Origin of the sequence: Borrelia venezuelensis (genome assembly GCF_023035835.1) — a bacterium.
GTDB classification, from domain to species: Bacteria; Spirochaetota; Spirochaetia; order Borreliales; family Borreliaceae; genus Borrelia; species Borrelia turicatae.
On sequence record NZ_CP073230.1, the window covers coordinates 24,366 to 37,443 of the forward strand.

Consider the following 13,078-nt stretch of genomic DNA (forward strand, 5'->3'; position numbering starts at 1 on the left):
GATCAAACGATAGGAGTTTAAAATGAGACAAGAAAAGATCAGTAAGATGCCATTTAACAAAGTAGTAGATCGAAGATTAAAGGTGTTTTGGGTAATTCAAAAGTTGCAACATAATTATTTCACAAATAAGAGAAGGTATTCTTTAAGAAATGTTGTAATGATGGTAAATTCAATTTTAGAAAAAAAAGGATTTAAAACAGTAACAAAAAGGACTATACAAAGCGATATTAAAAACTTTGAAGAAATTGGTCTGTTAAAAATCGACTTTAACCCACTTGGAAAAAACAATGGTAGTTTTACTTACTATATAATCAACAAAACTCTTGAAAAAATAGCTAATAAAGCAATAAGCAAAGCTTATTTCATTCAAAGGAAAAAAAACATAGATCACGCAAGAGATAATGCTATTAAAAAGGACAAATTGAAAGAACAAAATCAACAATTCAAAATTTCACATCAAATATTTTCACATCTTTTAGGTTATATAAAAAGTAAATACAATAAATATAAGAATTCTGGTTTGCAAGACACCAAAATCAAAGAGAAAAAATTAGAAAAAATCATACTACAGAAGTTTGTGAGAATAAAAAATGAAGACTTAAATGAAATGAAAAATATTGTAAAAACACAGATAAGCTATAAAAATACACTATGGAACTTAAAGGACTTCATGGAAGAATTAATAGAATATAATGAAGATGATGCAGTAAGTTTTTTTAAAACCATACTCAGAAAAAAGAAAGATAAAATATGGTTCATGTCAAAAAGAAATATAAATACGGACTTTAACATGATGATAGGAGAATTTAAAGACAAAAATAAAACCAAAGCACAAAAATTACATCAAGATCGAGAAAAAATAAGAAAACCAAAGATGAACTATATAGAGAATCCAAATGAAATAGTGAAAGCTAGCGAATTGATAATGGAAATTATGAAAACAAAATTACTGGTTTCTAATTAGGGAAATATGAAAAAAGTGGAAAAGGCAATATATGAGTTAAAAGCGAGATTGATGGCAAAAAAGTCAGAACTGGATCAGGAGCGTAAAAAATTTTTTAAAAAGATAGAAGAAAAAAACTATAAAAAAATGTACCATACAAAAATTTTCAGTATGATAAATAATTTCGAAGCAAGACCAAATAAAGGTAAATTTTGGTTATGTTTTAGGAATGTTTTCGATCCCAATAAATATGAAAGTCTTCATTTATTTCATATGAGGCAAGGAGATAAATTTATAGGAATTTACTATGGATTTACAAAGTTACCAAAACCATTTATTATAAATTACAAGGAAAATGAAGTAAAAAAGACATCTAGAATAATAAAAATTTATTACATTGAATTTAGATTTAAAAAGGGAAGTGTTTTTTGTTATCTGAGAAGTTTACATACACTGTTGAAATCAAAAAATAAGGAAAGGATGTTTTACAATTCTTTGTTAGACAGAACCTTAAGATTGGAAAGAGAAGTCCACCAATTTTATGGAAAAGAATATCTTGAAGACAGAGGAATATTAAGATGGATAAAAGAAAACCAAAGATAATTACCATAGCCTCAATCAAGGGAGGTGTCGGTAAAAGTACAACAGCTTTGTTTTTTAGTAATATTCTTTCAAGTAAAAAATACAAAACACTATTAATTGATCTAGATCCACAAGCCAGTGGTACGAGTTTTTACATTAATCTTATAAAGAGTCAAAATATAGATATAAAGAAAGTTAATATATACAGAGTGTTAAAAAGAGAATTGGATATCGAAAATTCAGTTGTAAAGATCAATGAAAATCTTGATTTTATAGCAAGTCACTTGACTTTAAGTCAGTTTAATGAAGAAAGTATCTCCTTAAAGGAATGTTTACTTAAAATATTCTTAAGTTATATACAACACAGGTATAATTTTATCATTATGGATACAGCTCCGACGTTAGGAAGTTTACTAAATAATAGTTTAATAGTCACTGATTATCTTATCATCCCTTTACCAACCGATCAGTGGGCGATTGAGAGTGTAGATTTAATAACTAACAGATTGAAGGATATATTTAGAAGTGAATTACCAACATTTTACTTAGTAACGAACCTGATTGAAAGGCAGACCATAGATAAAGAATTAAAAGAATTTATTGAGAATGAGTATAAGGAAAATTTTTTAGGGAGTGTTCCAAAGCGAGATAATTTGAGAAAAACTATTTTTCACAGAGTTGATTTTAATTCAAATGAAGACTACTACAAAGCTTATAAAGAAATATTAGAAAACTTTTTAAGTAGGATTGATAATTAGTTCCAAATGGAACTAATAGTTCCATTTGGAACAGGTTTGATGAGGTATGCGATGAATAAGAATAGAAAAATAGAGATAGTTAAAAGAATTGATTTAGAAACATGTAATTTCAAGTCTTTAAACAAGACAAGAGAAGAGAGATATTTAGAATTAAAAGAAAAGCTTAAGATTTTAATAAAAGAGGAATCCTATAATAAAATAGAAACAGCTAGGGTCTTGAAAGAAATTAATGAAAGTAAGTACTATGCTCTTGATGGATATAAAAGTTTTACAGCTTTTATCAAGAGCTATAAAATAGCAAAAACTTCCATATATAGATATATTAAGCTAGTTATAGGCATTGATAGTGGTAAAATTGATTATAATTTAATTTTAAGTAAAGGTGTAGATTATGCAATTAAAGTCTTAGAAAATAATAATGTCATTAGTGAAAATAATGTCAACTCTTTAAAACTTTTAAGGTTGCAACTAGATGATGAAGAGAGTTTCTATTTTTATAAGTCCAACACAAAATTTGCTAGTTTTTTGCTTAAGGAAATATATAAAAATGAGAAAGATTTTTTTTATAAGATGCATGATAAATATAATAGTCTGAAAGCACAGTAAATCCATTGTGTGTTAATTAGATATTTATATTGTCTTAGTAAAATATAAAGTTTGTGATAATATTTTTTTAAAATAGCATAAAAACTTTTGAAAAAGACTTTACAAAAAGATAAAATAGTTTATAATTATTCTATAGACTGAGATTTAAAGTCTCACTCTTATTGTTTGATTAGAATAATAGGTTGGCTACAGTAGGTAGCCTTTGTCATTTTATCTTAATTTATCTTAAATATATAGATTTTGGGTTTTTATATTTTGTTTCGGTTTTCATATATGGTGTTTATTTTAAAAAGAGCTATATATCTTGTATGTTGATTATTTGATTTACAGGATATCTTTTATTTCTTTGTAAGAATTTGTTCTTAATTTTACATTAATCTTGCTTTGAAGGTTACTTTTTTGTAAGTAAATTTTATTGATTGATAAAGATAATAAAAGAGCTTTAAAACTAACGTTAAGAAATATATCGTTAATTTTAAAGCTTTGATTATTATTTTTGAGTATTTTCTTTGTCAGGATGTCGTTTTTGGGTATATTGCTTTTCAGTTGCGTTTAATTTTAAAAGAAAATCTCTAATTTTGGCTTTATTGACTTGCAATGTTTCTAAACCGACTTGGATTTTAATATCTTCTTTGTTATATACATACTCATCTTCATTGAGAACTTTCTCTAGTATAGTTTTGTTTAAGCTGAAAGAGGAGGTGTTGACCCATTTTCCAAATGAAGATTTATTATCGTATTCATAGCTTGTTTTACCTTCTATTTTAGTGCCATCTGGTAGTGTTAATGGAGTTTGTTTGATTATGCTATGGTTTCTTAATTTAGTATATAAAAATATTTGTGTTGTGTTGTTTTGATAGTCAACTACACCTTTTAATTCTAAGTTTTTGCTTAAATATTGATATATTCTTATTGTTTTGTTGATTTTATCATGTTCGACTTGCAAGGAAGAACACGCTGTAAGTAAAAAAATTAGTAAAATTTTTGTTAATTTTAGGTCTTTGAAAGAATATAACACATTTCCCCCTTTTAATACTATTATGGTATGTTGTTTGCTATTTACGGGTTTTGTAAATATAAATAGCAATTATTTTATATTTTAGTGTTTAAATATTATACTTTAATAAATTTGAAAAACAAGGTGATTAATTTTAAATTAAAATTTAATGAAACTTTGATAAAGTTGTGACTGTGTTTGACTTGTTCACAGAGAATTTATTTTTTTTCTTTGCAATATTATTAAATTTGTCTGTTCATTTGTTAAGGGTTATATCGATGTTTTGTTTTAGATCATAATGTTAAGGTTTTGTAGAGATTTTTCAATTTTTTTTTTAAAAAAATTGAAAAATCAAATTTTTGAAATAAAATTTTAGGTTAAAAAGGAGGCACGTGATAATGAAAAGAATTACTTTATGTGCATTATTGATGACTTTATTTTTACTTAGCTCTTGTAATACTTCAGGGAATGCTACTAAAGATGGGCAGGCTGCTAAATCTGATGGTACTGTTATTGACCTAGATAAAATAACTAAAAACATTACAGATTCTGTTGCTTTTGCTAAAGATGTTAAAGAAATTCATACTTTAGTTAAGTCCATTGACGAACTTGCTAAAGCTATTGGGAAAAAAATTAAAAATGATGGTACTCTTGATGCTATGGCTGGTAAGAATGGATCATTACTTGCAGGGGTATTTCAAGTAATACTAACTGTAGAAACTAAGTTAGAACAATTAGAGAAGAGAAAAAGAACTTTCTGATGATTTGAAGGCAAAGATTACTAATGTTAAGGGCGAAGGGACTGGGCTTTTGAATAAGTTGAAAGGCGGGCATGCTGAACTTGGTATTGAAGGAGCTACTGATGAGAATGCACAAAAAGCTATAGATAGAAATGGTAAGCCCGATGGAGATAAAGGAGTTGCAGAACTTAAAAAACTCAACACAGCAATTGATGAATTGTTAACATCAGCTGAAGCTGCAGTAACATCTGCAATTAAGGAGCTTACAACTTCTGCTAAACCTTAATTAATAGATAAATTGTTGTTATAAGATTAGTTTTTAATTAATGGTAATTATCTGATAAAATAAAGTCTATAAATAATAAGCTAGGAGTTTGCTTCTCTTAGCTTTTTTTTTCTTCTTTATTTCTTCCTTTAGTACTGTGTCATACTTCCTTATGATTACTTATTAATTTTAGACTTATATTTATGCTTTGATTTTAACTTGTTTTATCTCTTAATAAAATTTAGATTGCTTATTTTTGCTTCTTAGCTGTGGCAGTGGACATCATTCTGCTAATGGTGGCGGGGCAGCTACAGGAGGGAACAGTTTAAGTTCTGTTCTCATGGATGTAAGTAGAAGTGCTGAAAATGCTTTTTATTCTTTTTTAGAGTTACTCTCAGATACATTAGGATTAAGAGTAACTAAAGATACAAAGAAAGAGGATGTAGCCGGTTATTTTAACAGCTTGGGTGCGAAAATTGGAGAAGCATCAGAAGAGTTAGAAAAGGTAGCAAAAAAATCAGAAGGAGAAGGAGCTAAAGATGGATCAATAGCCTTAGCAATTAGAAGTGCAGTTGATTCTGCTAAGACTACTTTAAATACATTAAAAACTCATTTGGACTCTTTAGGTCAAGTAGGTGATGCTAAACCAGTAGGTGAAGCTGCAAGTGATGCCACAGGAGTAACATCTGTTGCAGATAAATTGCAAGGAGCATTTAAGGCATTGAAAGGAATAGTGGACACAGCTGAATCAGAAAGTGTTGCAAAGCCAAAATCAGGAGACACGGCAGTAAAAATAGGTAATGCAGATAATAAGGATGGGGCTAAGATATTAGCTACAGATAACAAAGCAGGAGCAACAGATGCAAGTAAAGCAGCGGTAATACTATCAACAGTCAGTGGTGAGGAAATATTAGCTTCAATAGTTGCGTCAAAAGAAAGTGATGCAGCGTTAACAGCTAATGCAAGTGGAGATACAAGTGCGTTGGCATTTGCAAAAGGAGGTAATGGAGCTCATCTGGCACAAGATGCAGCTAAAGCAGCTTCAGTAGCAGGTGGAATAGCATTACGTTCCTTAGTTAAAGATGGTAAACTAGCTTCAGGAGCTGCTGATGGTAGTGCTGGAGGAAAAGAAGAGGTGCAAGGAGTAGGAATAACTGCGGTAAATAAGTTATTGGTAGCAGTAGAGGATATAATTAAAAAGACAGTAAAAAATGTTCTTGAGAAAGCAAAAGGAGAAATAGATAAAACTAGAGCTCCAAAACAGCAGCTCAGCAGTAAAATAGATAGTTAGATTCATTACTTAAAAATAAGATTAGAAGGCAAACTTATCTCTAAGTCTGCCTTCTATATTGTTATAATTAACTTTATAAAGTTAAATTGGCTTCTTAATCTAGAAATTTCTTTCTTAGATTCACTTATCAAGATAGAACATGGGTTTTACTAGATTTTTGGTATTTTTGGTAATGCTATTGGTGATGCTTTGGGACTTACAGCAGTTAAATCCGGTGATAAGAGAAGTAAAGTTGGTGAACACTTTGAGACTATAGGTGATGGGCTTTTCAACTACTAAGGAGAAGTTAAATGAGCTATCAGATAAAATATCTGAAGCAAAGAATGCTAATAGCAGCTCAATTAAATTAATTGAGGATGCGATTAAAGGAGCTAATGATATCTTTGAACAACTAATTTCTGCTTTAACTACACTTGCTGGTGCTACTAGAGATACCATTATTGTTAATGGTATTCATGCTGCAGCTAGTGCTTCTATTGGTGCTATAACTGGGGCTGATATTTTACAATCGATTGCTAGCTCTAAAGAAAATCCTACTGCAGATAGTACTGATGGCATTGAAAAAGCTACAGATGCAGCTGAGATTGCTATTGCTCCGGTTGTTGCTAACAAAAAAGAGATTAAAGAGGAAGGAGCAAAAAAAGACGCAGTTATTGCTGCGGGTATTGCCTTAAGGGCAATGGCTAAGGATGGTAAGTTTGCTGCTAAGCAAAATGAAGATAAATTCGCTCATGCAGTTAATGGTGTAGCAGCAAGTGCTGTTGGTAAGACTTTAAGTACTCTTATTATTGCTATTAAAAATACTGTTGATAGTGGGTTAAAGTCAATTAGTTAAGCACTATCTGCTGTTAAATAAGAAGATAAATCTGTAGAAGCTACTACATCTACAGGAACAACAATCGGTAGGCCAGAAACAATAAAGAATTATTAATAACAAATACATAACTAAATAAAGTCATTTGAGGAAAACTATTTCTCTATTCATGAGATTCGTTTTCCTTTTATTTATGTCTAGCTTCCCCTTGAGTAAACAAATATGCACGTAATAATGAAAAGAATTACTTTATGTGCGTTATTAATGACTTTATTTTTGCTTCTTAGCTGTGGCAGTGGCAGTATTAATGCTGAGAATCCTCAGAGTAGATTCTTAAAGTCAGTTATTAGTTTAGGTAATGACTTCTTAAATGTTTTTACTTCCCTTTCTGATATGGTTGGAGGGGTTTTAGGTTTTAATACTAATACTAAAAAGTCTGATGTTGGGAACTACTTTAAGACCATTCATGATACTCTTTCATCTACTAAGACAGCCCTTGAGAAAATTGTTGCTGACATGAAGACTGAAAATAATCCTAATACAGAAGCTACTGATATGGCAGTAAAAAAACTAGTTAGTGAAACATTTGATAAGATAATACAGGGCTCTAAGACTGCCAGTGAGGCTATTGGTGATGCTAGTGACCTGCTTGGTAATGTTGCTGCTCATGCAGCCCCTGCAGGTGCTAAAGGTGAAACTGAAAACTTAATAAAAGGAATTAAATCAATTGTAGATGTAGTTCTTAAAAATGAAGGTAATCCTGAGGCTGGTGATGATAAAAAGGCTGAAGATGGTAACACCTCAAGAACCGCTAATGATGGTGCGGGTAAGTTATTTGCTAACGATAATGCCGGAGCTGCTGATGCTGCAAAAAAATCTGCTGCTGATGCTGCTAAGGCTGTTGGGGCTGTAACTGGGGCTGACATATTAAAGGCTATGATTAAGGATAATGGTGATGCTGCTGCAGCTAAATTAGCTAATGCTAAAGATGGAACTATTGCAGGTGCTATTGCACTGAGAGCAATGGCTAAGGATGGTAAATTTACTGGTCCTAGTGCTGATGATCAAGGATCTGTTGCTCCTATAGTTAAAGGAGCTGCAGTAAGTGCAGTAACTAAAGCATTAGATACTCTCACCATAGCAATAAGAAACACTATTGACGTGGGTCTTAAGACTGTTAAAGATGCTATGAAATTTAATCCTACTGATACCCCTGTAACTATTGATAAGCAAACCTCTGAAACAAAAGTTAATAATCAGAATTAATAACAAATACATAACTAAATAAAGTCATTTGAGGAAAACTCTTCTTTTCATAAGAATTGTTTTCCTTTTGTTTATATCTGGCCTCTTTGAGTTAAAAAGGAGGCACGTGATAATGAAAAGAATTACTTTATGTGCATTATTGATGACTTTATTTTTACTTCTTAGCTGTGGCAGTGGACAACAGTCGGTTGATTCACCTAATGGTGGCGGAGCAGCTACAGGAGGGAACAGTTTAAGTTCTGTTCTCATGGATGTAAGTAGAAGTGCTGAAAATGCTTTTTATGCATTTTTAGATTTACTTTCTGGTACATTAGGTTTAAGAGTAACTAAAGATACAAATAAAAGTCAGGTAGGAAATTATTTTAACAACCTAGGTGCTAAGCTTGGAGACGCATCAGCAGAATTAGAACAAGTAGCAAAGAAATCAGAAACAGAGCTTGATAAAGGTGAGCTAAACAAGATAATTAGAAGTGCAGTTGATTCTGCTAAGACTACTTTAAACACATTAAAAACTCATTTGGACTCTTTAAAAGATATCGGTGATGCTAAACCAGTAGGTGAGGCTGCAAGTAATGCTCAAGGCACAGCACCAACTGATGTTGAATTAAAGAAAGCCTTTAATTCATTGAAAGGAATTGTAGAAGAAGCAGGTAAGGTAGGTGTTCCAAAGCCAAAAGCTGGAAATGTAGCAGTAAAAGTAGGTAATGCAGATAATAAAGATGGAGTAAAAGTCTTAGCTGCAGGTGCTAATGCAGGAGCAGCTGTGGGAGATAAAGCCGCAGCAATAGTAGCAGCAGTTAGTGGTGAAGAAATATTAGCATCAATAGTTAAGTCACAAGAAAGTGATGCTGATGCAGCACTAGCAGTTGATGCAACTGCACAGACAAGTGCACTAAAGTTTGCAAGAGGAGGAAGTGATACAGGTCAGTTAGCAAAAGATGTAGCTAAAGCAGCAGCTGTAGCAGGAGGTATAGCATTACGTTCTTTAGTTAAGGATGGTAAATTAGCTGCGAATAATAATGATGATGACAAAGTAGTACAAGCAGTAGGAGTAAGTGCAGTAAATAAGTTATTGGTATCAATAGAGGATATAATTAAGAAGGCAGTAAAGAATGTTCTTGAGAAAGCAAAAGAAAAAATAGATAAAGCTAGATCCCCAAAACCAGCAGCTCAGCAGTAAAATAGATAGTTAGATTCATTACTTAAAATTAAGATTAGAAGGCAAACTTATCTCTAAGTCTGCCTTCTATATTAGTTGTAATGAAATTAAAAAGTTGAATAGTTCGGTAGTAATTCAGAGAATCTTAAAACTGTATTTTAACCTCTTATAGTTAATTTAGTTTATTTGTTCCTGTAGCAATCTTGTTTAATGTTAAGAAAAGTTAAGATAAATCTGTTTATATAGCTAATGGTGTTGTTATTAGTGCTAATTCTAATACATTTAATCTATCGCAAGAACTGTTTTTAGTGCTTGTAAAGTAATTTCAACAGTATTTCTAATAGCAATTAGAAGATATACTAAACGATTAAATAATAAAATAAATCTTGAAATGCTATTACACCTGCAATTTTAACAGTTAACATAAATAACTAGTACAAAATAAATATATAACTAAATAAAGTCATTTGTGAAAAACTGTTCTATTCATAAGAATTGTTTTCCTTTTTGGTATTTTAATATTAAATATTTGTACTAAAGATAAGACAGCAACTTTTATTTAGTACTATGCTATTTAGGTGTAATGTAAGTAAGTATTACTAGATTAGTTTAGTTTTGTTTGGTATGTAATTAATTTTATTGTATTAAAATAATTTTGCATTGCCTTTAATTATTACAGAATAAAATAATTGAGGTTTTGTGAAATTTAGTTTTGTTATTTAAAATAAAAGTTATATAATTATCAGCAATTATTGAATCTCAATATTGAAATATAATAATTAAATAATCTAAAATCCCAGGAGGGAGATATGAAAAGAAGTATTTTATCAGTATGTATGCTTCTAGCATTATTATGTTTGTTATCATGTGATATAAATGTCCTTAATGATTTATTAAATGAAGTAAGGGGAAAAGTTTTAGATGAAAGCAAAGATAATAAAGATTTAAAACATGAACAAGAAGATCAAGCAGTTGGAGAAGAACGAGTAGGTGATATTGATGTTTTTGAAGAAGAAGTAGACATACAACAAGATATGGAATTAAAACCTGTTAATGCGGGATTTGAGGTGTCTGAGCAAGTGTATCCATACTATCCTAAAGAAGAAGTAATAAAAATAGAAGAAAAAGATTTAGTTCCAAGTACTAAAGAGGAAAAGGAAGCACAAGCAGAAATTGAGAAAGTAAAAAGTGCTCTTAGAGATTCTGGATTCCAGCAATTAATTGAGGACGCACTTAAACTCAAAAGTGAATATAAGCAATTAGAATTTAGTTTTTATGATACTCTCTCAGAACTTAAAAATAAAAGAGAGAATTATTCTTTAAAAATTAGGAGAGAGAATAGAGCAAAAAAAAGTTCCCTAACTCAATTGCAAAATAAGTTAAATGATGAAAGATCTAATCTTGAAAGGTTTATTACTGAAGTTGAGGTTGGTCTTAATGAGCTAGAATCTGCAAAATTTTTGTTTGAAAAAGCACAAAAGACTTTAAGAGAAGCTATTACTAAAAGATTAGAAAATGAAGCACGTAAGGGTAAGTATTACTTTTTTAGAAGAGTGGATAATGGTTTAATATTACAATTATCTAGGGATTCACAACGTGATGCAAGAAATTCTTTAAATCAATTAGAATCTTCTTCTGGGAAGATAGGAGGAGCAATGGGAATAAAGAAAGAGATAGAGGAAATCATTAATGAGGCAAAGTCTATTCTAGGGAATCTTTCAAGATAAAGACTGAAAGGTTTAAATATTTTATAATATTAGTATTTACAAGAAGAGTTCCTTTATAAGGAACTCTCTTTAATTTTATTTAAATAAATTTCTACAAACTATATAATGATTTAAATTGAATAACTAGTAAATTATTTTAAAGCTTTGAGGTGTAATTGCTTTTGAATACTGATATTGAGAGAGATGATTTATTAAATAAGGAATATAAGGTTTTAGATAAAGGTTTTATCAAGTTTGTTAATTATATGATGAGCTTATAGATTCTTAATGAAGAATGAACATACAAGTCTATATAAACAAGTAGTGTTAAGTTTTATGTTAAGGAGTATATTTATTGACAAACTATAGTTATTCAAGAAGATAAATCCGTATAGAGAAGCTGTTAAGATATCAGAAATAACAGCTAGTGCATAAAAATAAGGAATCATGGATATAAAAAAGGTCATTTAAAGTAAAGATTTTCTTGTGATTTAAAAGGTTAAAAAGTGAATATGTTTTCATGTATATAAAATTATACTAATTGATATTAATCTAATTTTATCATTTTAGGAATTATCTAGGGAATATAGTTGTTTGCATTGAAACCATAATTTAACAATATTAAGATAAAGATAATAGTTTTAAATTAAAAAATAAGTCATGATAATAGTAAAAACGCATATTATGTCTCTTTTTTGGGATCTATGGATTTTAGAGAATAAGTGAATACTTGTATAGTAAGAGAGAATAAAAAAAATAGAGAATTTTAATTAAAATAATTTGTATTTTAGATAAGGTGATATATATTTTAAATTAATAATGATTATTATTTAATATAATAATCATTATTAATTTATTTGATATCCCAGGAGGGAGATATGAAGAGAAGTATTTTATCAGTATGTATGTTAACATTATTATGTTTGTTATCATGTGATATAAATGCTCTTAATGAATTGCTAGATAAATCAAGAGAAAAATTTGTAGAAGAAAATAAAAAGTTAAAAGATTTAAAGTCTAAAGAAGAGAGTCAAGAAATTAAAGAAGAGCAAGTAGATATTGTTGTAAGGATTGAAGAGGGTGTAAAAATAAATCAAAAAAACTTACAAAAAAAGGTATTGAGCTAGAGCTTAAAGAGAAAAGACCTGGAGAGAGAGTAGAACAACAACAGTCTATATTCCAAGATAATAGGTTAACAGAAGAGGAAGAATCTTATCTTGTTAGTTACGATAATGAAGTTAATGAAATTAATAGCAAAATTAGTAGTAAATTAGTAATTATTGAGGCAATGCATAGTGAGGTAAGTGCATCATTGTCAGAGATTGAGAGTATGCAAGCTAATATTATTAAAGCTAATTCTGATTTTGATAGGGCAAGAGGTTTTAATGGAAATGGTATTGATCAAAATGTGAAGATAAAATTACATCAAGCAATTGAGAAAGTTAAGAGTAGTAGAAATATTGCCATGGTGTGGTATAAGGAGCAATTCAATACATTAGAAAATGCAAAAAGTTATGCTGAGCATGCAAAGAATTCTACTGAGTCTGCTTTAAGGCTTTCAGCACAGATAAGGTCAAATGGTTATTATGGTATACATTATTATTATATATCAGATGCAAAAGAGAGTTTGGGTCATGCAGATGATATGTGTGCTAAAGTAGAATCAGAGATGGGAAAACTTAGGAATGCAATGAAACAGGTAGAGGAAGATTTTGATAATTTAAAGAGAGCACATGAAGCATTAGGTTTTGATAAAAAGTAATACATACCATATTTACGGTAAAGCAATATGTAATTAATAATTTTATTGCTTTTTGAGAGTATGATGTTTAAGTCAAATAGGGTTTAAATATAAATTGAACCCTATTTTTTTATATTTGCTTTATAAATAAGAGTATAAATCAGAGACAACTATTGTATATTTTTACTTATACTATTAACAAATTATATT

Annotated in this window: 13 protein-coding genes and 2 pseudogenes; 14 read left to right on the plus strand and 1 reads right to left on the minus strand. The window is 29.7% G+C overall.

What is annotated here, in order from left to right; all coding sequences use genetic code 11:
• Window positions 1–22: 22 nt before the first annotated feature.
• The 4 genes from bvRMA01_RS06145 to bvRMA01_RS06160 are packed head-to-tail and all read left to right on the plus strand — an operon-like array spanning window position 23 to window position 2,889.
• Complete coding sequence (locus bvRMA01_RS06145) at window positions 23–964, plus strand: plasmid maintenance protein (RefSeq protein WP_247032811.1); 942 nt, start codon at window positions 23–25, stop codon at window positions 962–964.
• Between the two features lie 6 nt (window positions 965–970).
• Window positions 971–1,546, plus strand: a complete 576-nt coding sequence (locus tag bvRMA01_RS06150) for a DUF226 domain-containing protein (protein ID WP_247032812.1) — start codon at window positions 971–973, stop codon at window positions 1,544–1,546.
• Complete coding sequence (locus tag bvRMA01_RS06155) at window positions 1,522–2,283, plus strand: ParA family protein (RefSeq protein ID WP_247032813.1); 762 nt, start codon at window positions 1,522–1,524, stop codon at window positions 2,281–2,283. The genes bvRMA01_RS06150 and bvRMA01_RS06155 overlap by 25 nt, the downstream gene beginning before the upstream one ends.
• A 51-nt stretch (window positions 2,284–2,334) precedes the next feature.
• On the plus strand, window positions 2,335–2,889 hold the full coding sequence (locus tag bvRMA01_RS06160; protein ID WP_247032814.1) for a chromosome replication/partitioning protein: 555 nt from the start codon (window positions 2,335–2,337) through the stop codon (window positions 2,887–2,889).
• Between the two features lie 490 nt (window positions 2,890–3,379).
• Here bvRMA01_RS06160 and bvRMA01_RS06165 read toward each other — a convergent pair whose 3' ends face one another.
• Complete coding sequence (locus bvRMA01_RS06165) at window positions 3,380–3,907, minus strand: oligopeptide permease-like protein (RefSeq protein WP_247032815.1); 528 nt, start codon at window positions 3,905–3,907, stop codon at window positions 3,380–3,382.
• Window positions 3,908–4,284: 377 nt separating this feature from the next.
• On the opposite strand from bvRMA01_RS06165, the gene bvRMA01_RS06270 reads away from it, so the two are divergent.
• From bvRMA01_RS06270 to bvRMA01_RS06205, 10 genes and pseudogenes are all read left to right on the plus strand, one after another.
• Window positions 4,285–4,647 carry a Vsp/OspC family lipoprotein gene (locus bvRMA01_RS06270; protein WP_349643006.1) on the plus strand — a complete coding sequence of 121 codons (363 nt, stop codon included), beginning with the start codon at window positions 4,285–4,287 and terminating at the stop codon, window positions 4,645–4,647.
• A 4-nt stretch (window positions 4,648–4,651) separates the two neighbouring features.
• Window positions 4,652–4,912, plus strand: coding sequence for a Vsp/OspC family lipoprotein (locus bvRMA01_RS06275; RefSeq protein WP_349643007.1), 261 nt, complete (start codon window positions 4,652–4,654; stop codon window positions 4,910–4,912).
• A 235-nt stretch (window positions 4,913–5,147) separates the two neighbouring features.
• Window positions 5,148–6,182, plus strand: coding sequence for a variable large family protein (locus bvRMA01_RS06175; protein ID WP_433996729.1), 1,035 nt, complete (start codon window positions 5,148–5,150; stop codon window positions 6,180–6,182).
• 108 nt (window positions 6,183–6,290) lie between these two features.
• Window positions 6,291–6,598 (plus strand): annotated as a pseudogene (locus bvRMA01_RS06305) (variable large family protein); the annotation flags it as partial.
• Between the two features lie 41 nt (window positions 6,599–6,639).
• A pseudogene (locus tag bvRMA01_RS06180) lies at window positions 6,640–7,038 on the plus strand (variable large family protein); the annotation flags it as partial.
• 192 nt (window positions 7,039–7,230) lie between these two features.
• Window positions 7,231–8,262 carry a variable large family protein gene (locus tag bvRMA01_RS06185; RefSeq protein ID WP_433996724.1) on the plus strand — a complete coding sequence of 344 codons (1,032 nt, stop codon included), beginning with the start codon at window positions 7,231–7,233 and terminating at the stop codon, window positions 8,260–8,262.
• 112 nt (window positions 8,263–8,374) lie between these two features.
• A complete protein-coding gene (locus tag bvRMA01_RS06190; RefSeq protein ID WP_247032702.1) occupies window positions 8,375–9,442 on the plus strand; it encodes a variable large family protein in 1,068 nt (355 codons plus the stop codon).
• Between the two features lie 788 nt (window positions 9,443–10,230).
• The gene (locus tag bvRMA01_RS06195) at window positions 10,231–11,148 is read left to right on the plus strand and encodes a P12 family lipoprotein (protein WP_247032700.1); all 918 of its coding nucleotides are present in this window, start codon (window positions 10,231–10,233) and stop codon (window positions 11,146–11,148) included.
• A gap of 857 nt (window positions 11,149–12,005) precedes the next feature.
• The gene (locus bvRMA01_RS06200) at window positions 12,006–12,254 is read left to right on the plus strand and encodes a hypothetical protein (RefSeq protein ID WP_247032817.1); all 249 of its coding nucleotides are present in this window, start codon (window positions 12,006–12,008) and stop codon (window positions 12,252–12,254) included.
• A 161-nt stretch (window positions 12,255–12,415) separates the two neighbouring features.
• Complete coding sequence (locus bvRMA01_RS06205; RefSeq protein WP_247032818.1) at window positions 12,416–12,889, plus strand: hypothetical protein; 474 nt, start codon at window positions 12,416–12,418, stop codon at window positions 12,887–12,889.
• Window positions 12,890–13,078: the final 189 nt, after the last annotated feature.

What these genes read in the sequence shown, in the direction of transcription:
- bvRMA01_RS06150 (WP_247032812.1), top strand. Translation starts at nt 971, where the DNA reads ATGAAAAAAGTGGAAAAGGCAATATATGAGTTAAAAGCGAGATTGATG.
- bvRMA01_RS06195 (WP_247032700.1), top strand. Translation starts at nt 10,231, where the DNA reads ATGAAAAGAAGTATTTTATCAGTATGTATGCTTCTAGCATTATTATGT.
- bvRMA01_RS06190 (WP_247032702.1), top strand. Translation starts at nt 8,375, where the DNA reads ATGAAAAGAATTACTTTATGTGCATTATTGATGACTTTATTTTTACTT.
- bvRMA01_RS06160 (WP_247032814.1), top strand. Translation starts at nt 2,335, where the DNA reads ATGAATAAGAATAGAAAAATAGAGATAGTTAAAAGAATTGATTTAGAA.
- bvRMA01_RS06145 (WP_247032811.1), top strand. Translation starts at nt 23, where the DNA reads ATGAGACAAGAAAAGATCAGTAAGATGCCATTTAACAAAGTAGTAGAT.
- bvRMA01_RS06200 (WP_247032817.1), top strand. Translation starts at nt 12,006, where the DNA reads ATGAAGAGAAGTATTTTATCAGTATGTATGTTAACATTATTATGTTTG.
- bvRMA01_RS06270 (WP_349643006.1), top strand. Translation starts at nt 4,285, where the DNA reads ATGAAAAGAATTACTTTATGTGCATTATTGATGACTTTATTTTTACTT.
- bvRMA01_RS06155 (WP_247032813.1), top strand. Translation starts at nt 1,522, where the DNA reads ATGGATAAAAGAAAACCAAAGATAATTACCATAGCCTCAATCAAGGGA.
- bvRMA01_RS06185 (WP_433996724.1), top strand. Translation starts at nt 7,231, where the DNA reads ATGAAAAGAATTACTTTATGTGCGTTATTAATGACTTTATTTTTGCTT.
- bvRMA01_RS06205 (WP_247032818.1), top strand. Translation starts at nt 12,416, where the DNA reads ATGCATAGTGAGGTAAGTGCATCATTGTCAGAGATTGAGAGTATGCAA.